Source organism: Desulfovibrio mangrovi, assembly GCF_026230175.1.
GTDB classification, from domain to species: Bacteria; Desulfobacterota; Desulfovibrionia; order Desulfovibrionales; family Desulfovibrionaceae; genus Halodesulfovibrio; species Halodesulfovibrio mangrovi.
This window is the reverse complement of sequence record NZ_CP104208.1, coordinates 222,337-248,539: the sequence shown is the minus strand read 5'-3', so window position 1 is coordinate 248,539 and position 26,203 is coordinate 222,337. Positions and strand designations below refer to the sequence as shown.

Sequence of the window (26,203 nt, the reverse complement as noted above, 5' to 3'; positions counted from 1 at the left end):
AATCTGTCTGTCCTGCGAGAGGCTCATAAGTTGGGATGGAAGCAGCGCACACGGCGCGTTGCAGAAACTTCCGTCATCGGCGGTTCCTGCAGACAGGCGTCTGTTGCCTTGGGACAACGCAGACGGAAGGCACAGCCCTCCGGCAGGTTGATGAGAGACGGCGTCATGCCCGGGATCTGATACAGCGCCTCGCCGCGATGGTTGCGGCTGGGCACGGAACCGACCAGACCTTCGGTGTACGGGTGCAGGGGACTATCCAGCACCTCGGTCACCTTGCCTTCCTCAATGATACGCCCCGCATACATAACCGCCACACGATGCGCGAGGCCCGCGATGACGGTCAGGTCATGGGTGATCCACATCAGGGCCATGCCGGTCTTGCGGCAAAGCTGCTGCATCTCGGCAAGAATCTGGCTCTGAATGGTCACGTCCAGGGCCGTGGTCGGCTCGTCAGCGATAATCAGATCCGGACGGTTCAGCAGACCAGTGGCAATGGCCACACGCTGGCGCATGCCGCCAGAGAATTGATGCGGATATGCCTTGATGCGTTCTTCCGGAGAGGGAATGCCCACCATGGCCAGCGCTTCCACGGAACGCCTGCGCGCCTCTTCCTTGGAAACATTCTCGTGCGCGCGGACAGCCTCGATCATCTGGGTGTCGATACGCAGCACGGGGTTCAGGGTCATCATGGGATCCTGAAAGATCATAGACACTTCGGAACCGCGGAAGCTGCGCCACTGCTTGGGCGTCTGCTCCAGCAGTTCGCGGCCCTTGAAGCGGATGCTGCCGCTCACCACCCTGCCGGGGGGATCGACAAGGCCCATGATGGAAAAGCCCATGACGGACTTGCCGCTGCCGGATTCACCTACAATGCCGATAACCTCACCCTTGTTCACGGTCAGCGATACGCCGTCCACGGCCCTGGCCACACCGGCACGGGTGAAGAAATGGGTCTTGAGGTCCTTGATTTCAAGAAGGGGCGTACTCATTTCTTCAACCTCGGATTCAGAACGTCGCGGAGCCTGTCGCCGACAAGGTTGATGCTCACGATGAGAATGAGCAGCGCCACGCCGGGATAAAAGCTGATCCAGTAATACCCGCTCTGCATGTACTTGAAGCCGTTGGAAATGAGCAGGCCCAGCGAAGGCTGGGTGATGGGCATGCCGAGGCCGAGGAAGGAAAGCGTCGCTTCCAGCGCAATGGCACCCGCCACCTTCACCGTGGAAATAACGATAAGCTCGGGGGTACAGTTGGGCAGCACGTGCCCGAACATGATGCGCCGCTGCGGCAGGGCAAGGCACTTGGCCGCCTCCACATATTCCTTGCGGCGCTCTACGATCACGTTGCTTCGTATGGCGCGGGCATAATAGGCCCACTGCACGATAACCAGCGACAGGATGATCTTGTCCACGCCCTTGCCGAGAATGGCCAGCAGGATAAGCGCCACCAGAATGGCCGGAAAACTCAGCTGCAGGTCCACCACGCGCATGATGAACGCATCCGTCTTGCCCCCGAGATACGCCGACCACAGGCCTATGGCGGCCCCGATGACCAGCGCGATGACCGTGCTGAGCACGCCGACGCCAAGGCTTATGCGCAGACCGTACAGAATGGAGCTGTACATGTCGCGGCCCTGCGTATCCGTGCCCAGAATGTAGGTGATGGAACCGTCAAAGGATGATTTCCCGGGCTCCAGCTTGCCGTCCATGATGTCGATGGACATGAGGTCGTACGGGTTCTGCGGGGCAATGTAGGGAGCTGCCAGCGCCACAACGACAATGGCGATCAGCACCAGCAGACCCAGCGCCGCAACGCGGCTCTCGAAGTATTCCTTTACCGCCAGCAGGAAGAGGGATTCTTCCTTCGCGGTCCCTGCCGCGGTAGCTGTATTTGTATTCGTCATATGGCTGTCCTGTGCGGAACTATCGTTCTTGCCCCAGACGGACGCGGGGGTCGAGAATCGAATAGAGAATGTCCACGACGAGGTTGATGATGATGAACATCGTCACGGTGATAAGCAGATACGCCACGATTATGGGACGATCCAGCACGCCGATGGAGTCTATGACCAGCTTGCCCATGCCGGGCCACGCGAAGATGGTTTCCGTGACCACCGCAAAGGCGATGAGGTTGCCAAGCTCCATACCCAACACGGTAACAACCGGTATCATGATGTTCTTCATGACGTGCAGGCCGATGATGCGGGTATTGCTCAGGCCCTTGGCCCGGGCGAACTTCACGTAGTCCATCTGCAGATTTTCCTGCACCCCTGCCCTGCTCAGGCGGATGGCCAGAGACATCTTGAACAGCGCAAGGTTCATGGCGGGCAATATGAGGTGCGAGAAGCCTTCCCACGACAGGAAACTGACGGGGAAGCCCAATATGTCCACGGTTTCGCCACGACCGCCCGATGGCAGCCAGTTCAGTTGCACGGAGAACAGAATGATGAGCATCAGCCCCACCCAGAACGTAGGCAGGCTGAAACCGAGAATGGAAAAACGCATGATGTTGCGGCCAATCCAGTTATCGGACTGAATGCCTGCTACCATGCCCAGCGGAATACCTACCAGAACGGCCATGAACATGGCCGTGAAGGCCAGTTCCAGCGTGGCGGGCAGGCGAGCAAGAATCACTTGCAACGCCGGTTCGTTATACACGAAGGACTTTCCGAAATCCCCTTGCAGGGCACCCTTCAGAAAGACGAAATACTGTTCCCACAACGGCTTGTCCAAGCCCAGTTCCTTGACGGCACGTGCATACTCGGCAGGGGTCGCATCCGGTGCAATGAGGATGTCGATGGGGTTGCCGATGTAAAACACGCCCACAAAAACCAGCACGGACATGACAAGCAGAACGACAGCGCTCTGCGAGATGCGTCGAATGAGGAAGGCGAGCATAAAAGATGACGCTCCGAAATTAGATCGAGAAAACAATGTTGCAGTTCCGATGCATCGGAAACTGCAACAGCTCCGGACAGAAGACAGTCCGAAGGGGCGCGACGAGCACGCCCCTCCGGTCATGTATCTTCGTTTGTATAGCCGAAATAAGGCGCTGCGGCAAACCCGCGAAGCGCCTCACGTAACCATCCGTTATTTCACGACGGAGATTTCACGGGTCAGGGTGTAGCTGTCAGTACGGCCGTTGTAGTTCAGGCCCTTCTTCATGCCCCACACGTTCACCTGATAGTGGATGGGTACGATACCCACATCGTTGAGACCGATTTCGGTGGCCTTGATGATCAGCGCGTTGTGCTTGGCAGGATCAACAGTCACCAGCGCTTCTTCAAGCAGCTTGTCCACTTCGGGGTTGGAGTAACGACCACGGTTGGAAGCACCGAAGCCCTTCTCTTCGTCATAGGTGTGCAGCAGGGAACCGATGCAGTTGGACTGTTCGCCGGTATCCGTTGCCCAACCCATGAGCATGAGGCTGAATTCCAGCGCGGAAGCGCGGGAGAAGTACACGCTCTTGGGCATGGTATTCACTTCGGTCTTGATGCCCACCTTGCTCAGCATCTGGGCAACAGCCTGCGTGATGTCCGCATCGTTCACGTAGCGGTCGTTGGGACCATGAATGGTGATCTTGAAGCCTTCGGGATAACCGGCTTCCGCCAGCAGGGCCTTGGCGCCCTTGGGATCGAATGCTTCGGGCTTCAGCGTGGTGCTGGTGCCTTCGTAACCTTCCGGAACCATCTGGGCTGCGGGAACAGCGAGGCCTTCCATGATGCGTGCCACGATGGCTTCGCGGTTAATGGCCTTGGAAATGGCCTTGCGTACGCGAACATCCTTCATGGGGTTCTTGATGACGTTACCGGCGTTGTCGGTAACCATGGGGGTTTCGTCGCGGTTGGAGTCAAGGTGCAGGTAGATGAGACGGGTGGAAGGACACTTGACCAGACGCAGCTTGGCGTCGGTTTCAAGGTGCTTCACGTCTGCCGGAGGCACAAAGTCGATAAGATCCACGTCACCGGCCTTGAGGGCGGCCACGCGGGTACCGTCATTGCTGATGGGCTTTACGACGACGGTATCCCAAGGCTGCTTTTCGCCCCAGTAATTTTCGTTACGGGCAAAAGTCAGGCTATCGCCGCGCTTCCATTCCACCAGCTTGTAAGGGCCGGTACCGATGGCGGCCTTGCCGGAGTTGAAGTCAGCGGTGGATGCGCCTTCAGCATTCTTCTTGGAAACAATGTTGAATGCAGCAAAGTTGCGGGGCAGCAGGGGCGCGGGAGCATCGGTATGGAAACGGATGGTGAGCGGATCGACGATCTCGATCTTGGTTACCGCAGACACCATGGAAGCAAAGGAAGAGGGGCTGTTGGGGACGTTGGGAATACGTTCAATGGTGAACTTCACGTCCTCGGCGGTGAAGGGGGTACCGTCATGGAAGGTTACGCCTTCGCGCAGCTTGAATTCCCATACGGTATCGCTCACGGGCTTCCAGGAAACAGCCAGACCGGGTTCCAGTTTCTGGCGGGAATCCTGGCGAATAAGCTTGTCGAACAGCCAGATTGCCTGCATGTTGTTGGCGTGAACGTTGTGGAAATGAGGATCAAGAGAGGTAGGTTCTCCCTTGAGACCCACAGTCAACGTCTGTGCAAATGCACCGGAAACACCGACGAGCATCAGCGCGAGGGCGATAAACGTAGCCAGTAATTTTTTACGCATGGGACTCTCCTTGCTAAGTGATTTCACTCAAACTATACTCACCTTTACTTCTTTTCAGCTTGATTCTCAAGGAATTTTGATTGATTGAGCACCCTTACAGCGACTGCAGAAATACGCATTCTCGTCTGACAGACAGAAAAATTCCGCACCGCCGCACTCATCAAGCCAACCATTACAGGCAGTTACCATGATAGACACCATACGCAATTATTTGTCTGACCACGAAGAAGAAATGCTTGCCCTGCTCGAAGAGCTGGTGCTGACGAACAGCCACACCCCGAACAAGGCGGGCACCGACGCCGTGGCCTCCATCATCACCAAAGCCGCTGAATCCGCGGGTTTCACGGTTCGCCGCGAAGCGCGCAACGAAGTGGGCGACAACATCATCATAGAAACAGCGGCGCGAAAGAACGGCGGGCGGGGCGTATTGCTATGCGGCCATATGGACACGGTGTTTCCGCCGGAAATGGGCTTCAATACCTTCATCCGCAAGGATAATGTCCTCTACGGCCCCGGCGTGGCGGACATGAAGTCCGGTCTTGTTGCCGGACTGTATGCCCTGAAGGCGCTTGCTGCCGCCGACATGCTCAAGGATATTCCCGTTGCACTTATCTGCAACTCCGATGAGGAAACCGGTTCCACGCATTCTTCCGAGCTTATTATGCAGGAAGCGCAAAAAAGCGATGTCGCCCTTGTTATGGAAGGAGCCGGTGACAACGGCGACCTTATCATCGGACGCAAAGGCAGAATCGCCTTTGAACTACTCGTCAAAGGGAAGGCAGCCCATGCAGGCAGCGCCGGACCGGACAAGGCCAGCGCCATTCTGGAGCTTGCCCGCCAAATCCAGCAGCTGGAAGCCCTGAATGATCCGCAGACAGGCATTTCCCTGAACGTGGGCCGCATTGAAGGCGGCGTTGGCGCTAACACCGTGGCCGAGCACGCCTCCGCCGTGATCGAATTCCGCTACAAGGACGAAGACAGCAGAACACGCATGTGGGATGCCATCCAGAAACTGGCAGCAGCTCCGCAAACGCCCGGTACGGAATGCTCTCTGACCATCAAGACCATGCGCCCCTCCATGCCCACCAATGACGCAATCCTCGAACTCTACAACGTGGTGGAAGCCATCGGAAAGGAACTGGCTATCCCCGTCGCCAGCATGTACCGAGGCGGCGGCTCGGACGCCAATTTCATCGCGCAGACCGGCATTCCTGTTCTGGACGGTCTCGGGCCCATCGGCGGCAAACTGCATACCACGGACGAATATCTGCTGGCAGACACCATCGTGCCGCGCACGCTTCTGGCGGCGGTTGCCATCCGCAAGGCCTTCGAGACCTACTGCAAATAGCCTTCACCTGATATCTGACAACAAAACGCCCCGCCCTGTGCAACGTCTGCACAGGACGGGGCGTTCTTCTTACATTACAGGCGGACGGAAAACCGCTACTTCTGCAACCCGTACTTCTGCATCCGCAGGTACAGGCGCTTGCGGGGAATACCCAGATACTGCGCTGTCTTCTCTATCTTCCCTTCATTGCGGGTCAGCGCATCTTCAATAACCTGCTTCTCATACTGCTCCATCATCTCGTCAAGCGGCGCGGCCTGACCAAAAATCTGCGGAGTATCATCGCTCAGGTGGGCGACAGACAGGTCAAGCGGCAGACCAAGTACCAGCTGCTGCGCCACGTTACGCAGCTCACGCACGTTTCCGGGCCAGTAATACTGCTGAAGCTTCTGCAACGTCTCGGGCGAAATCTCCGGCACAGGCCTGTGAAAACGCTCCGCCATGATGCCCATGAAATGCCGGAGAAGCAGCATGATATCTTCAGTTCTTTCACGCAACGGCGGAATGGCCACACGCGCCACATTGAGACGGTAGAACAAGTCCTCACGGAAGGTGCCGCTGCGCACAGCTTCCCGCAGGCCGATCTTGGAAGCGGCGATAACACGGTAGTCCACGGCAATACTCTTGTTGCTGCCCACCCGTTCCACCACACGCTCCTGCAGGGCGCGGAGAAGCTTGACCTGAACATCCAGCGGCATGGATTCCACTTCATCAAGGAACAGGGTACCGCCCTGAGCCTGTTCGATCTTGCCGATACGACGGTTCAATGCGCTGGTGAAAGCGCCGCGTTCATGGCCGAAAAGCTCGCTTTCCACCAGATTGGCGGGAATGGCCCCGCAGTTCAGCGCCACAAAAGCCCCGGCCCTGCGGCTGCCGCACTCATGCATGGAACGGGCGGTGAGCTCCTTGCCCACGCCGGTTTCCCCGAGCAGAAGTACATCCACGTCTATGGTTGCAAGGCTGGCAACGGTCTGCCGAAGCTGCTTGATACCCGGCGAGTTGCCGAGAATGCGGCCCTCAAGGTCCGCGCTTGTTTCAAGGCGCTGTTTGAGGCTGCGGTTTTCAAGACAGAGCCTGCGTGCCTCAAGAGCACGCTTGGCCACTTCGATCAGATATTCCGGCGGCGCAGGCTTCTCCAGAAAATCATAGGCTCCCAGACGAATGGCTTCCAACGCCATGGGCACATCGCCATGGCCGGTGAGAATGACCACAGGCAGTTCTGGCGCAAGTTCCTTGACCCGCTTCAGCAGCTCAAGACCGTCCATTCCCGGCATACGCACATCGCTGATAACCACGCCGAGCCAGTCTGGCGCTATCTCCGCCAGCACTTCCGCCGCTGAACTGAAGGTCCGTATGGCGTAGCCTTCAAGCTCAAAGGTCTGGCGGCATGCTTGCCGGATCTCCGCCTCGTCATCAACCAGAAAAACTTCACCTATCGTTGTCATACCTGCTCATCAACCTTCTGGAATGAGATGATAAATCGTGTGCCGCCCGTATCGGCGGCCGTGGCCTCAATGGCCCCTCTCATGTCCTTTACTATGTTGTACGAGATTGAAAGCCCGAGTCCAAGTCCCTTCCCCACTTCCTTGGTAGTGTAGAAGGGGTCGAAAATGGCCTCGCGGACTTCAGCCGGAATCCCCGGCCCGCTGTCGGCCACCTCTATGCACAGGTTGCCGTCCCGCTCCACAATATCCAGCGAAACCGTCCTGTTGTCCGCAGGTTGCATGGCCACGGCGTCTATGGCGTTGCCGACAACATTCACCAACACCTGCTCCAGACGAATATCTTCAGCAAGAATCAGATGAGGCCTGTTTTCATACCGCCGCTCTATGACAATGCCCTCGTCCGTTATTCTGCGATTCAGGAGGGAAAGAGCGTGATCAATGGCCGTCACCACATCGACCGGCTGCAGCTTGTTGGAAGGCAGACGGGCAAATGACTTGAGATGGTTAATCATCTTTGCCATCCGCTCGCTCAGTTCACTGATCTTGCCTATGTTTTCCTCGTGCAGATCAAGCTGCCCCCGCTGCAGCAGCAGGCGGGCATTATGAATGTAGTAACGGATGGCTGAAAGCGGCTGGTTCAGCTCATGGGCAATGCCTGCGGAAAGCTGTCCCAGGGCCGCGAGCTTACCTGCCTGCACCAGTTCATCCTGAACGCGTCGGCGCTCCTTAACCTCCAGCCGGAGACGCTCATTGATGCGGCTCAGGTGGTCCGTCTTCAACTTCACGCGTCTGCGCAGCAGTTCTTCCGCCTTCTCGCGCTCGGTCACATCATGCATAGTGACCATGAGCCGCCGCTGTGAGCGCTGCTGGATGGGACGAATGACCATTTCAACAGGGAATTCTCCGCCATCGCTTCTGACGCCCTGACAGAGTATCTGAATCTGATCGGAACCTCCGCTGAAGGTGAAGGCAAAAGCCTCGCGCAGAGGCACTCTGTCCTGCTCGGAAAGCAGAGAGAAGATGGAGCTCCCTGTCATGCCCTGCGGATCAGCGGCAAACAAGGTCACGGCCATGAGGTTGAAGAACCTGATCTCCCCGTCCGGTTCGACAATGACAAGACCTGCCGCCGCATTATCGATGATGGCCTGTGCATTGGCTTCTTCAACGGACCGCGCCGTATCACGGAAGACACGCAACGCTGCGGCCATCTGCCCGACCTCGTCACTCCCGGCCTCGGGTACGGGGTGGTCAAGGTCACCGGCGGCAATGGCGCGCATGCTGTTGCCAAGGGCATTAAGCCGCGCAACGATGCTGCCGCGCACGTAGAACCACAGCACACAGGCCGCAATGACAAGACTCAGGAACACCAGCCCCAGCTGGGCCCATGTGGCCCGGTCCAGCTTCCGCTTGGTCACGGCGGCAGCCTCGAAGGCTTCCTGCTGGCTGTTGGCGACAATGGATTCTATGGACTTTCGCAGCAAGCCCACGATACGGCGGTTTTCAGACAACATGGCCTGCCCGTCCGTCTCGCTGGCAAGAATCTGCTTCTTTATGGCAAACACGCCCTCAGGCCCTTCGGCCAACGACATGATTTCCTGCAGAGAGTGGCGAAGCGTCAGCGCGCTGGCCTCTTCGGAGAACTCCTCCAGTGCGAATTTCAGCGCAGTGCTCGTATCACGAGCCAGAGCGTCAAGGTTCTCCACCTGCGCCTCCCGCTGAACGGACGACGCCTGTAACAACAAACTCACGAGCAGGTCGCCGTTGTTGCCCATGCCTTCGACAATCTTCTTGAGATTGCGCGTGGTACGCAGGCGACCCACCGCCACCTGCCGGTTTCCTCGCCCTGCCGCACTGATCATGCGATCCAGTTCGGCATCAAGGTTGTAGTTCAGGTCCTGTCCCAACGGTTCAATCTCGCCGAGCAGGTCCGAATAGAGCCAACGCAGCCGTTCCATGTATTTCAGAAGCACGGCTTCAAGCCTGAGTCGCTCAGCCACCTTCATCTGCATGGCAAACAGGTTGGCGGAAAGCTGGTTCAGCAACAGATCAAGCTCACTGGCAACCTGCGGGTTATTTGCCTCAAGCACCTCCAGATCACGCTTGAAGCGCACCAGCAGGTCGTTGAGATCGGCCCGTATCCGTGCCTGTTCCTCTTCATCCGCCGCCGAGGCAAGGCTCGGCGCAATGGCCATGATCTGCCCGCCGATTTCCGCAAATCCCGCCACGCGGGCAAGCTCAGGGAGCTGCCGCTCCGTGATGGTGGCAAAGATGTCGCTGGATTTTTCCAACAGGAAAAGAGCAGTCATGACCGCAAGCACGGTCATGGCCGCAATGGCGCCGAAAGCCATAAGCAATCTGGCCCAGATGCCATAAAATACCGGTATGTTCTTCATCATTTATTGACGGGTATGCTATCCAGCAGTTCCTTGGCGCGGCTGAGCCGTTCCTCTACAAAATTCTGCCATAACGTAATCTGCCCCTGCAGTTCAGGGCCTGCTGTCCTGCTGGCAACAGGAGACGCAAACATCTTGTTGTATTCGGGATCGCGGCTTTGCGCTTCACTCACGGGCACCTCCCCGAGAAGCCTGTATACCTGCTCCCTGACAGCGGCGCTGGCTCCATCACCCGACTTCTCCAGCGAAATAAGCCGCTTCCAGATCCTGCGTCGTTCAGGAAGTCTGAAGGTGATAAGCTCATCAAACAATCTGTTTATCAAATTGTAGCGCAACTGCGCGGTGTAAGCATCATACGGGCGGGATTTCCCCGCCTTTATCAGGTTCAGCAGTTCAAAAGAGTCCAGCTTGCCGCTTTCGTACATGGACTGGGAAACCGGCAGCCGGTTTATCTCAGGCTTGAGCAGGATGTTCTGCCCCTCCGGCGAAAGGACAAAGTCGATGAACAATTCGGCTTCCGCCGAGTTGGCGCTGTTCCGCAAAGCGGCAATGCTCGCGGCGGACAGAAAAACAGGTTCCCCGTATTGGAACGAGGTATGGGTTACCCCTTGTGGCCGCCCGAGAATATCGATCACCAGCCCCATGCCGAACTGTCCGTTCTTCACGCCCTCCGTCACACTGAAACTTCGTGCCGAAAGCGTGACCAGATTGCCGGACATGCGCATGAGATGCGCCCACCCTTTCTCCCACCCCATCCCCTGCAGCAGGCTTTCTACAATAAGGTGCGTCGAACCGGAATGGGAGGGCGTGGACATGGCCATATGGTTGTAATACGCCGGATTCGCCATATCCAGCCAGTTTTGCGGAGGCTTCAAGCCTTCCTTCCTGAAGTAGGAGTGGTTCCACATCCAGCCCACACCGGACAAGGCAAATCCGTAAAAATAGCCATCAGGATCGTCCACCGAATACCCGTCAACCGCGATGGTGCTGTGCTGCCTGCCCAGAGCGGAAGAGCGCAGTTTCATTGAGCTTTTCAGAATCTCAAAGGCATCCGGCGACGAGGACCAGAAAATATCGAACTGCCTGCTGTTGCCTCTGAGCAGCTCATCTATGGCAGACGTTGTCTTCTTGTTAAGTATGGCGACCTGGATATCGGGGTACAGCGTATTGAACTTGCTGATGAACGGCTCGTAAAAGGCCGGTGAGAACGACGTAAGAATCTGCAGGCGCGCAGCTTCCGCCCGAACGGTCCCTCCGCACATGACCATGGCAATAACAACATAACACAGCGTGGCTCTCATCAGGGACCACACCAGACCAGCAAACCCAATACCCATCACCAACCTCCGTCACTCCGCTCATCGCCGCCAGAACAGGGCCGAGCTTCATGCGCGTTCCATACACAACACGCAAGCTGCATTGCAAACATCACACCGCCTGCATCAAATGATGCAGGCAAGGCAGCAGGCACCTTGTCCGGATACTCTGTCCAGCTTCAGCAAAGCTCGTGCACCCTGCCATGATTCATTTCGCAGCCGGCCTGAAGAACGTACCGGACAGACCACACAAAGAAGCACACAAAACCCTGAATCAATACATAAAAACTAAATAAAACCCCGCACAGCAATTTCAACACTTAATCGCTGTGCCCCTTCCCTTTTACATACCGCAAGAGCTTTGCCAACTCGCACAGACGCACACCACATCCTCAGCCAGAAAGCTTTCAGGAAAGGCGACCGAGTCTCCATCGACCCGTTTGCCCGGGTCAAAAAGGGATCATATGAGTCAAAATTGACACGTATCATGCCCCTTCAGAAACAGCCACTCAGACAGCCACCGAGAACAAAACAACTGCCATTTTAGAATGTTACGCCCGCAAAAAAACCTTGGCACGCTCCTTGATTTAAGGGGAAGCGCATGCAGCGAAAACCATGGCAGCGCCACAAGATGTAACAGCACCGCCATCAACCCCGTTTTGCTGCACGCTCGACCTGTTGATGGGCAACCGGTCGATGCAGTCACCCAAGGGTTCCAATTGCTGAGAACCATCCAAGGAGGAGTTATGAAAAAACTTTTGGCCCTGCTCGTTGCAATGGTGTTCGCTTTCCCCGGCTATGCTCTTGCCGACTATCCTGAAAAGCCGATTACCATTATCGTGCCTTCCAAGGCTGGCGGCTCCACCGACACCACCGCCCGCATCTTCATCAATGCTGCCAAGAAGTACTGGAAGGGTGCCGACTTCGTAGTACAGAACGTTCCCGGCTCCGGCGGCCAGAAGGGCTTTGAAGCCATTGCCCGCGCCAAGACCGACGGCTACACCATCGGCCTGCTCTTCACCACGCAGGTTGTTTCCCACATCGTTGCCAAGCGTTCCATCTACACTCTGGACAGCTTCCACATGATGGGCAACACCGTTGACGACCCGGTGCTTATCGCCGTTCCGCTGGAAAGCCCCATCACCGACCTGGCTTCCTTCGTTGAAGCTGCCAAGGCCAAGCCCCTGACCGTAGCCGTAAACGGTATCGGTTCCGACGACTTCATCGCTGCCAAGAAGTTCGAAAACCAGATCGGCGCTACCTTCAACCTGCTGCCCACCAAGGGCTCCACCGAACAGAAGGCCATGATCCTTGGCAACCACTGCGATGCCAGCTTCATGAACCTTTCCCAGATGCACTCCCAGCACAAGGCCGGTACCGCCCGCATCATCGCCATGATGACCGCCGAACGTTCCGCCCTTCTGCCCGACGTGAAGACCGCCAAGGAACAGGGTTACAACGTGACCATGACCGCAGTGCGCGGCTTTGCAACCCCCGCCGGCATCGACAAGGACATTCTGGACAAGCTTGACGACCTGCTCGTGAAGGTCAACAGCGACCCCGACTACATTGCCGACTGCGAAAAGAACGTGTTCAGCCGCCTGCCCATGAGCGGCCCGGATTTCCGCACCTACCTCGATGAACTGCAGGTTGAAACCCAGAAGTTCTACGACAAAAACCCCTGGTAAAGCATCATGACTAGAAAGCTTGCTGAGTTGATCCTTCTCGGCGGATTTCTGGTACTCGCGGTGCTGCTTTACAGCAGCACCGCATCCTACCCGCAATCCGTTCAGGGCTCCACGGCCGAATACGTCAGGTTTCTGGGGCTGAGCCTCGGCATCCTCTGCGTAGCCGAAGTGCTGATCACGGCCAGAGCCAAAAAGAAAGGCAAAAAGGATGACAATGCAGACAAGAAGCTGGTTGTGGCAGACATGCCCATCCGCTTCTGGGGCCTCCTCATTCTGCTCGTCATTTACGGTCTCACGTTTGAAATTCTCGGATTCTATCTGGCTTCCGGCCTGTTCCTGCCCTTGGCCATGTTGCTGTTGGGCGCCAGAAAGATACTTTCCATCGGGCTGACCACAATCGGAATCCTGGGCTTCGTGTACCTCGTTTTCGAGAAACTGCTGGGCGTGTTCATGCCTTCATTCAGCCTCTTCGGTTAAGGGGAAGACAGTATGATGATTCTCGATTCTCTGTATGCACTCATGGACCCGGCTGCGATCTTTGCCATTGTCATCGGCACGATCTCCGGCGTTGTGGTCGGCGGCATGCCAGGCCTCACTGCCACCATGGCCGTGGCGCTGCTCATTCCGGTAACCTTTACCCTTGAACCGCTGATCGGCCTTGTGCTCATGGGTGGCGTTTACTGCGGCGCCATGTATGGCGGTTCCATTCCGGCCATTCTGTTGCGCACGCCGGGAACACCTGCGGCTGTTGCCACCGCCATGGAAGGATATCCGCTCACCCAGCAGGGACGTGCCGGTCTTGCGCTGCGTGTTTCGGTAATATCCAGCTTCTGGGGCGGCACCTTCTCCACCTTCATTCTGCTGATCATGGCTCCCGTGCTCGCCATTTTCGCCCTTTCCTTCGGCCCGCCGGAATACTTCCTGCTGGCACTGCTGGGCCTTGCGGGCATCGTTTCCATGGCTGACGAAGAAAGCGGCCTTATCAAATCCATCATCTCCGGTCTGCTCGGCCTCATCATCGCCGTGGTAGGTACCGACCCCATTTCCGGCATGCTTCGTTACACCGCCGGCATGACCGACCTGTTTGAAGGCGTTGCCTTCATGCCCGCGCTCATCGGCATGTTCTCCATTGCCCAGATGCTCGCACTGACCGGCAAGAAAAGCGTTGTGGAAAGTTCTGCTGATGTAGGCGAAATCAAGAAGGAACCCATGCCCAAGGGCCTCTGGAAGTTCATCGGCCTCGGCTCCATCACCGGTACTATCGTGGGTATTTTGCCCGGCGAAGGTGCCACCATTGCAGCCTTCCTTTCCTATAACGTAGCCAAGCGCCGTTCCAAGAACGAACAGCTCTTCGGCAAGGGCAACCCTGAAGGTATTGCCGCTGCCGAAGCAGGCAACAATGGCTGCGTGGGTGGCTCGCTCGTCCCCACGCTGACGCTTGGCATTCCCGGAAACAGCGTTGCTGCGGCACTGCTGGGCGGTCTGCTGGTGCACGGCCTCATTCCCGGCCCCGAGCTCTTCACCAAGCACGGAACCATGACCTATGCCTTCATCCTCTCGCTCTTCCTCGCCAATATCGTATTCCTCATTCTCGGCCTGTACATGGCACCCCGTTTCGCGAAGATCTCCCGCACCCCTGTGGAACTGCTTATTCCCGCCGTCTGCCTCTTCTCGGTGCTCGGCTCCTACGCAATCCACAACAGCGTGCTCGACATCTACCTGTGCCTGCTCTTCGGTGTAGGTGCCATCATCCTGAAGAAAACCGGATTCTCGCTGGGTGCACTCATCCTTGGTCTGATCCTCGGGCCCATCGCCGAAACCGGCTTTGCCCAGGCGCTGATCATGGGCCGCGGCAGCTATGCAATCTTCTTTGCAAGCCCGCAGGCCATTGCACTCTGGATTCTGACCCTGTTGCTGCTGGTACCTCCGCTGATCAACATCGTCAAAAAGCATCGCGCTACTGCTGCCTAGGCGAAACTCCCCACCCCGCTTGCGGGCGGGGTGGGGAACGCCTTCTGATTACACACGCTTTTTTGCAATATCCTAAGGGACGTACCATGTCTTACGGTGGAATTTTACGGAAAAAAATCGGCATCGAACACAAGGTGGATGCATTTCTCGATCTGGTCAGCGAATCAGGCATGATCTACAGACGCGGCGTCGAGTCATACACATCCAACGACCTTGAAGCCTTCAAGTCGCACCTCGACCAGATCGTAGATACGGAGCGTCAGGCGGACGTACTGCGCCGCTCCATCGAAGATCTGCTCTACAGGCGCACCCTCATTCCCGAATCGCGCGGCGACGTACTCCGCCTCATTGAAGGCATGGACTCGCTGCTCGGGCACTTCAAGGGTTCCATGTTCCGTTTTGAAATCGAACGGCCGCGTATGCGCGAAAGCCTCGTGAAAGACCTCACCGAGCTCGTGCATTGCGTTGTGGAAGCCGTGGAAGCTGTCACCTGCTCCATCCGCTCCTTCTTCAAGAACATTCTGGCGGTGTCGGATCACCTGCACAAGGTCTCGTACTGGGAGGCCGAAGCGGACAAGCTTTCAACCAAACTGCAGACCGCCATTTTCAGATCGGAAAACCTCGAACTGTGCGAAAGCCTCCAGTTGAGCGCCTTCGTCCGCCACGTGGACGCCATTGCGGATCAGGCTGAAGACATGGCCGACAGCCTCGCCATCTACGTTCTCAAGCGCGCGTTCTAGGAGCCCACGGTGTCTCTCTTCTTTCTTTCTAGCGGCATGTTTCTGGGCTGGTCCCTGGGGGCGAACGACGCTGCCAACGTATTCGGCACCGCCGTGGGCTCACGGATGGTCAAGTTCCATACCGCAGCCATATGCTGCAGCATCTTCGTGCTGCTGGGTGCTGTCATCAGCGGGGCGGGTGCTTCCGAAACCCTCGGAAAACTCGGCGCGGTAAACGCTCTTGCCGGAGCCTTCGTTGTTGCCTTTTCCGCAGCGGCCAGCGTGTACATGATGATACGCCTGCGCTACCCCGCCTCCACATCGCAGGCTATCGTGGGGGCCATTCTGGGCTGGAACTTCTTCTCCAACACCCCCACGGACACCTTTGAGCTGACCAGAATCGTCATGACCTGGGTTGCCTGCCCGACACTGGCGGCCATAACGGCCATCATCTTTTACAAGCTGGCGGGCTTTCTCATTCCGTTCTGCAAGATCAGTCTGTTCAGGCTCGACAAATGGACCCGCAACGGACTGATTCTGGTAGGCGCATTCGGCTCCTATTCACTGGGGGCGAACAACATCGCCAATGTTGTGGGCGTTTTTGTTCCCGTTTCCCCCTTCGGCGACGTGACGTTGTTCGGACTGCTGCCGCTTACCTCCGCCCAGTTACTCTTTCTTATCGGCGGCATAGCCATTGCCGTGGGAGTGTTCACCTATTCCAGACACACCATGCAGACTGTGGGAGGAGGCATATTCAAGCTCTCGCCGGTCATGGCTCTGGTTGCCGTTTGGGCGCACTCCCTTGTGCTGTTTCTGTTCTCCTCGCAAAGCCTTGAAGCATTCCTCAGAGACATGGGCCTGCCCACGCTGCCTCTGGTTCCCGTTTCCAGCTCCCAGGCGATTGTCGGCGCGGTCGTCGGCATGGGGCTGCTCAAGGGAGGCCGCGGCATCCGGTGGAAAACCGTGGGCGGCATTGCCTGCGGCTGGGTAACCACTCCGGTCATCGCAGGCATTGTCAGCTTCATCTGTCTCTCGGTTCTGCAGAACGTTTTCATGCAGACCGTGTACGACGGCAGCAAGATAGCCCAGAAACAGCCTGCCATCATTGAAACCATTGCCCCTGCCGCTGCCCCCGGGCACGAACTGCCTGCCGTATTGCTCCAGCAGGGCGCAGAACCTCGTTCATGATTACAAGGATAGGTCTCATGAAAACCAAAATCATTGCCACCCTCGGCCCCGCTTCCGCCAACAAGGACATCATGCGGGCGATGGTTGAAAACGGTGTACGCATCTTCCGGCTCAACTTCTCACATTCCAACGCAGACGGTTTTGTACAGGCGCTGGGCCTGATCCGCGATCTGGAGCAGGAGCTGGACATGCCCCTCACGGCCATGGGCGACCTGTGCGGTCCCAAGACCCGCATCGGCGCTATTGCAGAATCGCCGAAACGCATCACCAAGGGTGAACCCGTACTGCTGGGCCTACCTGCGGAAGAGGCATCTGCAAACGGCAAGGTGTTTCTCCCGCTGGACTTCCCCGAACTGCTGATAGGACTTGAGGAAGGCATGCGCGTCGTCCTTGCAGACGGCCTGCTGCAGTTCAAGGTAGCCAAAGTGCTTGTCAAAGACAGGCTGTTCGAACTTGAAGCCGGAAATGAAGGCACGCTGACGTCCAACAAGGGCATCACCTTCCCCGGCAAGTTCCACCCCGTGGCCGCCCTAACGGAGAAGGACCGCAAGGATGTTCGCGAAGGCCTTGCACTCGGCTTGGACGCATTTGCCATGTCCTTCGTACAGACGGCACAGGACATCCGCGATCTCATTGACGAGATGGAACATTGCGGCAAGCGGGTTCCCATCATCGCAAAGATTGAACGGCAGAACGCCGTGGACAATCTTGAATCCCTGCTGGAACTGGCTGACGGCCTGATGGTGGCTCGCGGCGACCTCGCTCTGGAATGCCCGCTGGCTGAGGTGCCCACCATCCAGAAGCGAATCATCCGCGCCTGCCGCCACGCACAGAAGCCGGTCATCGTTGCGACCCAGATGATGCTCTCCATGGTCAACAACGTGGTTCCCACCCGTGCAGAGGCGTCCGACGTCACCAACGCCATGGTGGACGGTGCGGACTGCGTGATGCTTTCCGAAGAAACCGCCATCGGGGCCAACCCGCTGGAAGTTGTCAAAACCATCCGTGAAATATCCGTATCGGCCGAAGGCTACTTCCATGAACGGGCACAAACCCCCTGGATGCCGCGTGAAGGTTCCAACAACGGCAAGCACATGGCCTACGCCTCCTGCCTGCTGGCGCAAAACTTCAACAGCAGGGCGCTGGTCTGTCATACGGAAAGCGGCCTGACTGCGCGCAACATCTCCAGCCGCCGCCCCCTGCACGATGTGTTCGCCCTTTCTCCCAATATCTCCACGGTGAAGGCGCTCAACTTTGCATGGGGCATCACGCCGGTGCTGTGCACGGAGGAAGAGGCGCGTCATACCACCCGCCTGAAGAACTTTGTGCTGGGCTCGCCCAAATTCGACAATGGCGACGTGGTAGTTCTGAGCACGCACTCCGCAGACCTCAGACTCCCCGAACCCCGTACCAACAAGATTGAAGTATTCCAGAAATAGCCATGGCGGATCCCCTGCGGCAACGCAGGGGGTCAATCTCCACCGCACATCAGGAACCTTTCTTCGTATCACGACAGGAGATTTGCAATGAGCAGAATCAAGACAGTATGGGCACGCGAAATACTGGACTCACGCGGCAACCCCACGGTTGAAGTGGAAGTCCATCTTGAATCCGGCCACATGGGCCTTGCGGCAGTTCCCTCCGGCGCATCCACCGGAACCCGCGAAGCACTCGAACTCCGTGACGGTGACGCGAACCGCTACAACGGCAAGGGCGTCCAGACGGCCGTGGGCAACATCACGGGCCCCATTGCCGATGCCATTACCGGCATGGACGGTCTTGATCAGGTTGGCGTAGACGCTGCCATGATCGAACTGGACGGCACCGAGAACAAGAACAGACTCGGCGCCAACGCCATGCTCGGCGTTTCCATGGCCTGTGCTCGTGCAGCCGCAAGCATGCTGGGCCTTCCCCTTTACCGTTACCTTGGCGGCACCAACGGCAAGAAACTGCCCCGCGCCATGATGAACGTCATCAACGGCGGCGCACACGCGCCGAACAATCTGGATATACAGGAATTCATGATTATGCCCATGCATGCGGAGAGCTTTGCCGAAGCCCTGCGCATGGGAACGGAAACCTTCCATGCCCTGAAGAAGATTCTGGACAAGGACGGCATGGTAACCTCCGTAGGCGACGAAGGCGGTTTTGCCCCGAACCTGAAGAACCATGCAGCGGCTTTCGAATATCTGATCCGCGCCATTGAAGCTGCAGGCTACGAACCCGGCCGCGAGATTGCCATTGCCATCGACGTGGCAGCCAGCGAATTCCGCAAGAATGGCAAGTACGTATTGGCCGGCGAAGGTAAGGAGTTCTCTGCAGCAGAGCTGACCGACTTCTATAAGGATCTCTGCTCCAGATTCCCCCTCATTTCCATTGAAGACGGCCTTGCCGAAGATGACTGGGAGGGCTTTGCCCACCTGACCCGCGAACTGGGCAATGACATTCAGCTGGTCGGCGATGACCTGTTTGTCACCAACCCCAAGATTCTTGCAGAAGGCATCTCCAAAGGCATCTGCAACGCCATTCTCATCAAGCTGAATCAGATCGGTACGGTAACCGAGACGCTGGATACCATCGAAATGGCCAAGGAAGCATCCTACAAGACCGTCATTTCGCACCGCTCCGGCGAAACGTCCGACCACTTCATTGCCGACCTTGCAGTGGCCGTCAACGCAGGCCAGATCAAGACCGGCAGCCTCTGCCGTTCAGACCGGATTTCCAAATACAACCAACTTCTGCGGATTGAGGAAGGGTTGCGACGGACTCATCGCTAGCCCAGCCCTTCTCCCGCACGGGTGTTCTCAGCATACCCCGTAAAACCAGCCCCCTGCTTCCTTCCGGAACAGGGGGCTGGCCATTTGGGGCACAAAAACAAGGGGCGGTCACATAAGGACTGCCCCATACATCATCGTCACAACTCATCTGCTCTGCCGCCTTGCGGTTGAAAGGTTTACAGCACGAGTCAGGCAACCTTCTGCGCACTACTGGAATATTGGAGCCAGAGCCGTAACCTCATGGTGCGTTGCGTTGCAGAATTCACCGGCCATGGAAACACTTGCCCCGAAGGTTGTTCGACTTACCTTACATGACAGGGCAACGGTCGCGCCGGACACCGGTACTGTAAAAACAAGTTCAAATCCCTTTGCAGACCGCAATAGGTCACGCAATGGAATGTCCATCTCGGAGAATATGATATTCACACCGCTCTTTGAGATGTCCTTGATTATCACGGGATGACTTTTCGACACATTGTCGGAATAATTTACAAGAGATACTGCAGGAATAGAAACTTGCTGCCTGAAATCTCTTCTCCTTTCCCGGCCGATACCTTCGCTTCCTTCAGATTCCTTCAAGTACCGTTTGATCACATTACGCGCGTATCCGCCAGAAGAGAGTCCCTCTGATTGGGCTAAAAATTGCAGCACCCTGTGTTCGTCCGCCGACAAGTCAAAGCATATTGTTACTGAACGGCTCATGTGCAATCATCTCCAGAAGATAGGACGTGATCGAAAGCTCATACAAGACATCAGAACCAACGCCTACTTGTAAGTACTCCATCTTCTGCTATTATTGTGCCAACACAAAGCCAAAGGCAGGGTCCCCGACAGAAAACGGAGATACGCCATGATAGCCAGAAGAACACTAAAAGAATTAAAGCTTTACGCCATCCCACCTGTTGCTCACGATGCTCAGGTAAGTACCATTGCTGACATTCTCATCGAGCAGAAGACATCCTCCATTCCCATAGCTCTCAGCAATGGCAGTTTTGTTGCAGTTTCCGCAAAGACGCTTCTCAATCATGCACCAGACGATTCATTGTCCTTTGAACATGCAGATATGAATGACATTGTCATGGCTGATGCGTCAGACACCATACTGGCTCATCTGACATGTACAAACATTCAGAGAGACACATTGATTGTTGTAACCGAAAACGGCTCTCCTATCGGCTACACACAAATAACTTCAATAATAGCGCAGTTATTTTCCAGTGAACTGTGCTACACAGAGCATCTTCTCTCGTCTGAAAAGCATGAAATCGTCCATCGAGACGAGAGCATATACACAGCCCACAAGAAGCTCTTCAACACACATAGCCGAATCGCAATTGTCGTAGATGACAACGGTCACACCGAAGGAATTGTGACTGACAGATTAATCAGCTCCCTCATTGAACAGGGCTGCGACATCTGGCACACGAAAACCTCGGAAGTCGCTCTGGACACTCAGGTGCTCCCGAGAAAAGACTGCCTGCACCTTTTCCTTTCCTCATTCCTTTTAAAACCCATTGATATCGCTGTGGTTACCAATGCTGAGGGCAGTCCGATCGGCACCCTCTCCCGCGAGGATATACTTACCGGTTATTGCGAATGCCCCATACGGCAATCGGCCAGCCTGACGGACGCCACCGTCCCCGCTCCCGAAGTCAGCAAAGGCAGAGCTGCGTTTCTTGAAAAAGTTCTCGCACATACGTTCAAGACTGGCATCATCGGGACCGACGAGCATCTGGGCATCATCTACTTCAATTCGGCTGCAGGCGAATTTCTGGACAAGCCCGAGCAATTGCGGCTGGGCAACCCCATCTGGATCATCTCGGACGCCTGCAATATCTCACGCCACGAATTGCTGGAGGCACTGAAAAACGCCAGAGCGGGCAACGAGCAGGTCATTAACTCCTGGCTCAACATAGACGGGGAAAAACGCTACGTGCAGTATCGCATCAACATTGTACCCAGCAGCGAGGGGCTGGCAGGCTACGTTCTGACCATTCAGGACACAACTTCGCAGAAACATGCTGAAGCCAACATCCGCAAGCTTGCGTATTACGACAAACTCACGCAACTTCCCAACCGCCTTCTCTTCGAAGAACGAATCCAGCAGGAGATAAAACGCTGCAAACGCACGCAATCACGGTTCACGTTCATGATCATGGACCTAAATGGGTTCAAGGAGGTCAACGACACGTTTGGACACCATGTGGGAGACATGCTGCTGAGTCAGGTAGGCAACAGACTGGAACGGGCGATCCGAGCCTCGGACACCGTTGCCAGATACGGCGGAGACGAATTCATCTTCCTGCTGCCGGAAGTTGGCTCCCCTGAGAGCGCCCAGACATTTACAGACAAGATTCAGCGCATGACGAACCAGCCATACATGATTGACGAACACGAAATTCAGATAACCGCATCATTGGGGTTCGCCATATTTCCGGACGACGGTGAAAGTTACGAAGAATTGCTAAAATTTGCCGATGCAATGATGTATCGCAACAAACGTGCATGTTAGTTGCAAGCAAAAGCACAGCACCCCTTTACCAAAAACAAGGAGCTTGTGCTTATGATCAAAACACTGCTCAACACACCGCATTTTTCCCGCAATGCCAAAGTGCTGGGAGCCTCACTCCTGTTCTTCCCTGTAGGCTGGCTTGCAATCAAATACATTACGACCACCGAAACCGGCGCGTGCAACGTCATGCCCCTTTTCCTGTACGCCGCAGCATACATAACCATTTTTGTCTGCCTATACGTCTATTCCCAGCACAAACTTCAGGACATGATCCTCGTTGACCCGCTTACCAAAACCTATAACAACCGCTTTTTCTTCAAGGCCTTGGATGTGGAATTCGCCAAAAGCAAACGGAACGATCAACCTCTCTCCATTGTGCATTTCACCATCGTGAATGCGCGCTCGTTGGCCAAGGAACTCGGCAAGACACCGGACTACATACACAGAACGTTTTCCGAGATTGTGGCCGGTGCCATCCGCACCACAGATATCTTCTCGCGGATAGACCAGAACAACTACACCCTTCTGCTGACAAACACGGACGAAATCGGAGCACAGGTTCTGGCGAGACGTCTGGATGCGCAGGTCATGTCCGTATTCCGCAAGATAAAGTCAACGATTCCGGACGCCATAGCCTTCGGGATATGCAGCACGGGCTTCGAGAAATGCAACTCTGCCATTGAAGTTTTCGACAAGGCGACCAAGGCATTGGATGCAGCAAAAGATTCCGAGCGCAACCGGATCATGAGTTGTACTGACGGAGACTGCGGCCCGAGTGTGACTGTCCACTAACAACGTGCTGAACAGGGAGGATCAGCAGGCGTCGAATAAGCTTACAGTATCCGCGCGCAATCACCATCCCGCATGGATGCGGGCTTTTGCTCCCCGGCGCACCTTGTACTCATGAACCGGGGCTCTCAATATGTTGCAAAAGCCCACGCTCCTTCCCGGCCCTGCCATTTGCGCTGACGATGACCAGTTCAAATCCCCCCGGAATGCATAAAGCCCGCTCCTGCCGGAAGCGGGCTTGTATCCTTTCGCCCTGCCGCAACGCACCAACACGCGAACTGCAACAGGCTATTACGCCATTCTCACCTCTGCAGCATCAAGGTATGCAGTTCTCTCCGGTACGTGCCATATCTGAGGCGAGGCCCCCTGCCCGTCCGGAACAGCATGAGCGGTATGCGCCCGTTGGCCTCGGGAAACAATGCGCTGACAATCCCCCAAGCTTCTTTCATGAAGCCTCTGTGGAGTTCGGAAAAAGCGCCGTCGCCTTCAAGCATTTCACGCAGCCGGAACAGGGTTATCGCCGTCATGGGCTGGAAGGCGAAGCCCATATGTTCCAGCATGATCCAGACGCGTTCAATGGCCTGCCCGCCTTGCAGTATGGACGGCATATCAACCTTGCCTATGGTCAGCAGACCGGCGCCGCCTGAACGCATGATGCCCAGCGCGGAATGCATGGGCATAAGCCTGCCTACGCCCGCCATGTTCGCGATACGCATGGCTGTCCACGGACGCACGAGTTTCAGGAACTGTTCTCCTGCCAACCCCGCGCACAGATTCTTCAGAGGCAGACCATCCCCATACTTCTGCGAAGGCTTTTCAAAACGCACCATGGACATGAAATATTCATGCAGATCACGCCGTTCGACACGAATCCTGTCCGCAAGGAATATCGCCCGCGCAAGGGCCTTTCGCTCGGACTTTCCGGTAACCCAGTGCAGCCTGATATCATCAAAGCCGCTCTTCGCCTGTGCCACCATGCCGGAAAGCCTGTCGCACACTTCGTGCGGCAAAGGCTTTGCGCCAAACATATTGCGATTCGTGCAACGACGCCACATGGCGCTGTGAAGCACATCCTCCCGTTCCTGCCCATCCGGTGAAAACTCTACTCGCGCCACAACCGGATGAGAGGATTGCTCAGCAGGCTGCGGCACAAGCGTCACTGTCGGGCCCAAGCCTGTCGCCGCAGCGGCAAGACGCATATTCTCCACTGCGGCACCACATGCCACAAGCGATGCTATCTGGTCATAGTTGAAGAACGAGTGATCAGCCTCCGTGTGCAGTGCAACATCAATCCCTCCATCAAAGGGAAGAAAGCGCCACGGCTGCACATTGTCGCCGGAAGGAGCCTGCATGCCTGCGCGCATGACATATTCCACGGCATTTGCAGGCACAGGCTCCCCTCTCTGTACCAATGATGGAACAGGAGGAACCACAAGTCCTTCCCTACCTCCGCCTCCGAGGAACAGCTTTTTGGCCACCGCAATCTTGAGCCTTTGCAAGGGGTTGCGATTCCCCATCAGCAGCCTGCCTTTCCTGAACTCTCTTGCATAGGGATCAAACTGGGCATAGCAGGGCACAGCGCGCACCCGCCCCTTGCCAAGCACGATGCGTACAACCTCTGTTGCTGCCATGGCAGCACAGAGCTGGCAGGCCAGATGCAAGGAAGGTCCACGCTTCTCATGAATATTCACGAATTGTCTGTCGAGGTAGGCAAGATGGGTTGCCCGGGGCGCAAGCCCCATGGCGAAATGCAGGTACCTGTGCATCTCCGGCAGGGTGTCGTTGATATCAAAGTACTCATCAAACCCCATGCCGTCCGGCATGAAAACCAGCACTGCCGTACTGAACCCCAAAGGGCCTGCCGTTATGACAGGAATTCCAAGGTCATGGGCACGCTTGAACAGACGCCTGCGAATGTCAAAGGCAAAAAAATCGATACCGTCGACGACGATATCAACCCCTTTCAGAAAGTCATCCAGATTGGCATCGGAAATCCCGTCAGGGAAGGTCTTGAAACAGATGCAGGGATTGACGGAGCGGGCCAGCTCCACCATCACGTCCAGCTTGGGCCTGCCGAAAGAGTCGAGCGTTGCGCCGAACTGACGGTTCACGTTCACCACGGAGAAGGAATCCATGTCTGCCAGATTGAACGCCCCAATGCCGGTACGGGCCAGTGTCATAAGGTGCACACCGCCCACACCGCCCAATCCGGCTATGGCTATGCGGGTGCCATGCAGTTTTTGCTGCCCCGCATAGTCAACCAGCCCGAGATTGCGGCAAAAGGCTGCATCCACATAACTGCCGTGGCAATCGAGCCCCTGGCTGGAGAGCTTCTTCCTTGCTTCGGTTCCTGCATCAGGCATGTCCAATTATCTCTCCTTCCCCAAAGAGCCCTCCGCAAAACAACGCCTGGTGGTAAACCACCTCCAGGTATTCCCGCTGCTTCGGATTGAGACTTCGCAATAGATCCGGACGGGCATCGAAAAGCTCACTGGCAAGCTGCATATCCATCAGCCGGTTCTTCTCTGCGGAATATTCCACTTCCGGTTCATTCTCAGCATGGTTGATCTTGACGAAGAAACTGTAGAGATCCGTCTCAAAATCCGCTTCGGCGTATGCCCCAGCCAGACTTTTGCTGAAGGAGTCCATGTTCGCACGCAAGGCCACGGCAGGTGCCCCCACCGCCTCATAATGCTTCTCTTCGCCAAAATCCTCGAACAGCAATATGTCCTTATAGAACCGCACGTGCTTGGGATTCACCATGATAACTACGTCGTCTACCTTGCAGAACAGGGCATACCTATAGAGAGCCCTTGCCAGATAGATCATCAAGTTGGACCACCTGTGCACTCTTCTGGTTGCCAGGTTGGCGATCTCTGCCACCTTTCTTCCAGAGTCACGCAACGCCTGGATCTCATCCTTGTACAGACTGTCCATGGGCAGGCCGAACAACTTGGTATCCTGAACAAGTGTTACCGTTGATAACACCTCCAGATACGATTTGAAGATGAAGGTCACGCTCTTTGGCAACATGCTGTATGCGCTGTACAGCATCTTGCTGGCGTGAGGCTTGGCATAGGTTTCTTTCAGATATTCATCATAGATGATGCGGAACGCCTGCTTATATTCATCCGCCTCTTCCGCGATCTTTATGGCCGGACGGTCAATGTTCCCCAGCTTGCACTGCAGCAGGGATGACCGGCGGATGCGGATGGTACGGCGTCTGTCTTGTCCGGTTTGCATAGGCCACCTCACATGAATAATAGGTGCACAAAGTTAGCCCTGAGGGTCCAACAATTATGACAGCTATTTCCATGCCAGTGGGCCTGTACGCGTCACGAGGACATTCGATTATCGCTCCGAACGTGAAAAGCCTGAGCAATAACTAGAAAAAATGGC

General features: G+C 56.2%; 20 protein-coding genes. 10 read left to right on the top strand and 10 right to left on the bottom strand.

Annotated features, from left to right (window positions below):
- Positions 1-23 precede the first annotated feature (23 nt).
- From N1030_RS01060 to N1030_RS01045, 4 genes are all read right to left on the bottom strand, one after another.
- Positions 24-989, bottom strand: a complete 966-nt coding sequence (locus N1030_RS01060; RefSeq protein WP_265827130.1) for an ABC transporter ATP-binding protein — start codon at positions 987-989, stop codon at positions 24-26.
- The gene (locus N1030_RS01055) at positions 986-1,903 is read right to left on the bottom strand and encodes an ABC transporter permease (protein WP_265827129.1); all 918 of its coding nucleotides are present in this window, start codon (positions 1,901-1,903) and stop codon (positions 986-988) included. The genes N1030_RS01060 and N1030_RS01055 overlap by 4 nt, the downstream gene beginning before the upstream one ends.
- Positions 1,904-1,922: 19 nt before the next feature.
- On the bottom strand, positions 1,923-2,897 hold the full coding sequence (locus N1030_RS01050) for an ABC transporter permease (protein WP_265827128.1): 975 nt from the start codon (positions 2,895-2,897) through the stop codon (positions 1,923-1,925).
- 192 nt (positions 2,898-3,089) lie between these two features.
- Complete coding sequence (locus tag N1030_RS01045) at positions 3,090-4,661, bottom strand: ABC transporter substrate-binding protein (RefSeq protein ID WP_265827127.1); 1,572 nt, start codon at positions 4,659-4,661, stop codon at positions 3,090-3,092.
- Positions 4,662-4,848: 187 nt separating this feature from the next.
- On the opposite strand from N1030_RS01045, the gene N1030_RS01040 reads away from it, so the two are divergent.
- The gene (locus tag N1030_RS01040; protein WP_265827126.1) at positions 4,849-6,009 is read left to right on the top strand and encodes a M20 family metallopeptidase; all 1,161 of its coding nucleotides are present in this window, start codon (positions 4,849-4,851) and stop codon (positions 6,007-6,009) included.
- Positions 6,010-6,104: 95 nt separating this feature from the next.
- Here the strand turns inward: N1030_RS01040 and N1030_RS01035 are convergent, their stop codons facing one another.
- The 3 genes from N1030_RS01035 to N1030_RS01025 are packed head-to-tail and all read right to left on the bottom strand — an operon-like array spanning position 6,105 to position 11,181.
- Positions 6,105-7,451, bottom strand: coding sequence for a sigma-54-dependent transcriptional regulator (locus N1030_RS01035; RefSeq protein WP_265827125.1), 1,347 nt, complete (start codon positions 7,449-7,451; stop codon positions 6,105-6,107).
- Positions 7,448-9,847 (bottom strand): ATP-binding protein, encoded by a 2,400-nt coding sequence (locus N1030_RS01030; protein WP_265827124.1) that lies wholly within the window; start codon positions 9,845-9,847, stop codon positions 7,448-7,450. The genes N1030_RS01035 and N1030_RS01030 overlap by 4 nt, the downstream gene beginning before the upstream one ends.
- On the bottom strand, positions 9,844-11,181 hold the full coding sequence (locus N1030_RS01025; protein WP_265827123.1) for an ABC transporter substrate-binding protein: 1,338 nt from the start codon (positions 11,179-11,181) through the stop codon (positions 9,844-9,846). The genes N1030_RS01030 and N1030_RS01025 overlap by 4 nt, the downstream gene beginning before the upstream one ends.
- 725 nt (positions 11,182-11,906) lie before the next feature.
- Between N1030_RS01025 and N1030_RS01020 the strand changes: the two genes are divergently transcribed.
- From N1030_RS01020 to eno, 7 genes are all read left to right on the top strand, one after another.
- Positions 11,907-12,848: a Bug family tripartite tricarboxylate transporter substrate binding protein gene (locus tag N1030_RS01020; RefSeq protein WP_265827122.1), complete on the top strand. Its 942-nt coding sequence runs from the start codon at positions 11,907-11,909 to the stop codon at positions 12,846-12,848.
- A gap of 6 nt (positions 12,849-12,854) precedes the next feature.
- Positions 12,855-13,325: a tripartite tricarboxylate transporter TctB family protein gene (locus N1030_RS01015; protein WP_265827121.1), complete on the top strand. Its 471-nt coding sequence runs from the start codon at positions 12,855-12,857 to the stop codon at positions 13,323-13,325.
- A 12-nt stretch (positions 13,326-13,337) separates the two neighbouring features.
- Complete coding sequence (locus N1030_RS01010; RefSeq protein ID WP_265827120.1) at positions 13,338-14,819, top strand: tripartite tricarboxylate transporter permease; 1,482 nt, start codon at positions 13,338-13,340, stop codon at positions 14,817-14,819.
- A gap of 86 nt (positions 14,820-14,905) precedes the next feature.
- Entirely contained in the window at positions 14,906-15,559 is a 654-nt protein-coding gene (locus tag N1030_RS01005; RefSeq protein WP_265827119.1) for a DUF47 domain-containing protein, read from the top strand.
- A gap of 9 nt (positions 15,560-15,568) precedes the next feature.
- On the top strand, positions 15,569-16,726 hold the full coding sequence (locus N1030_RS01000; protein ID WP_265827118.1) for an inorganic phosphate transporter: 1,158 nt from the start codon (positions 15,569-15,571) through the stop codon (positions 16,724-16,726).
- 17 nt (positions 16,727-16,743) lie between these two features.
- The gene (gene pyk / locus N1030_RS00995; RefSeq protein ID WP_265827117.1) at positions 16,744-18,165 is read left to right on the top strand and encodes a pyruvate kinase; all 1,422 of its coding nucleotides are present in this window, start codon (positions 16,744-16,746) and stop codon (positions 18,163-18,165) included.
- Positions 18,166-18,252: 87 nt separating this feature from the next.
- Positions 18,253-19,503: a phosphopyruvate hydratase gene (eno, locus tag N1030_RS00990; RefSeq protein WP_265827116.1), complete on the top strand. Its 1,251-nt coding sequence runs from the start codon at positions 18,253-18,255 to the stop codon at positions 19,501-19,503.
- A 207-nt stretch (positions 19,504-19,710) separates the two neighbouring features.
- Here the strand turns inward: eno and N1030_RS00985 are convergent, their stop codons facing one another.
- Complete coding sequence (locus N1030_RS00985) at positions 19,711-20,205, bottom strand: PilZ domain-containing protein (protein ID WP_265827115.1); 495 nt, start codon at positions 20,203-20,205, stop codon at positions 19,711-19,713.
- Positions 20,206-20,353: 148 nt separating this feature from the next.
- Between N1030_RS00985 and N1030_RS00980 the strand changes: the two genes are divergently transcribed.
- Both N1030_RS00980 and N1030_RS00975 read left to right on the top strand, forming a co-directional pair.
- Positions 20,354-22,015 (top strand): diguanylate cyclase domain-containing protein, encoded by a 1,662-nt coding sequence (locus N1030_RS00980; protein WP_265827114.1) that lies wholly within the window; start codon positions 20,354-20,356, stop codon positions 22,013-22,015.
- Positions 22,016-22,066: 51 nt separating this feature from the next.
- Positions 22,067-22,807, top strand: a complete 741-nt coding sequence (locus tag N1030_RS00975; protein ID WP_265827113.1) for a GGDEF domain-containing protein — start codon at positions 22,067-22,069, stop codon at positions 22,805-22,807.
- Between the two features lie 299 nt (positions 22,808-23,106).
- On the opposite strand, the gene N1030_RS00970 is transcribed toward N1030_RS00975, so the two are convergent.
- Both N1030_RS00970 and N1030_RS00965 read right to left on the bottom strand, forming a co-directional pair.
- Positions 23,107-25,167 carry a ThiF family adenylyltransferase gene (locus N1030_RS00970; RefSeq protein WP_265827112.1) on the bottom strand — a complete coding sequence of 687 codons (2,061 nt, stop codon included), beginning with the start codon at positions 25,165-25,167 and terminating at the stop codon, positions 23,107-23,109.
- Entirely contained in the window at positions 25,160-26,047 is an 888-nt protein-coding gene (locus N1030_RS00965; protein WP_265827111.1) for an N-acyl amino acid synthase FeeM domain-containing protein, read from the bottom strand. The genes N1030_RS00970 and N1030_RS00965 overlap by 8 nt, the downstream gene beginning before the upstream one ends.
- Positions 26,048-26,203 lie beyond the last annotated feature (156 nt).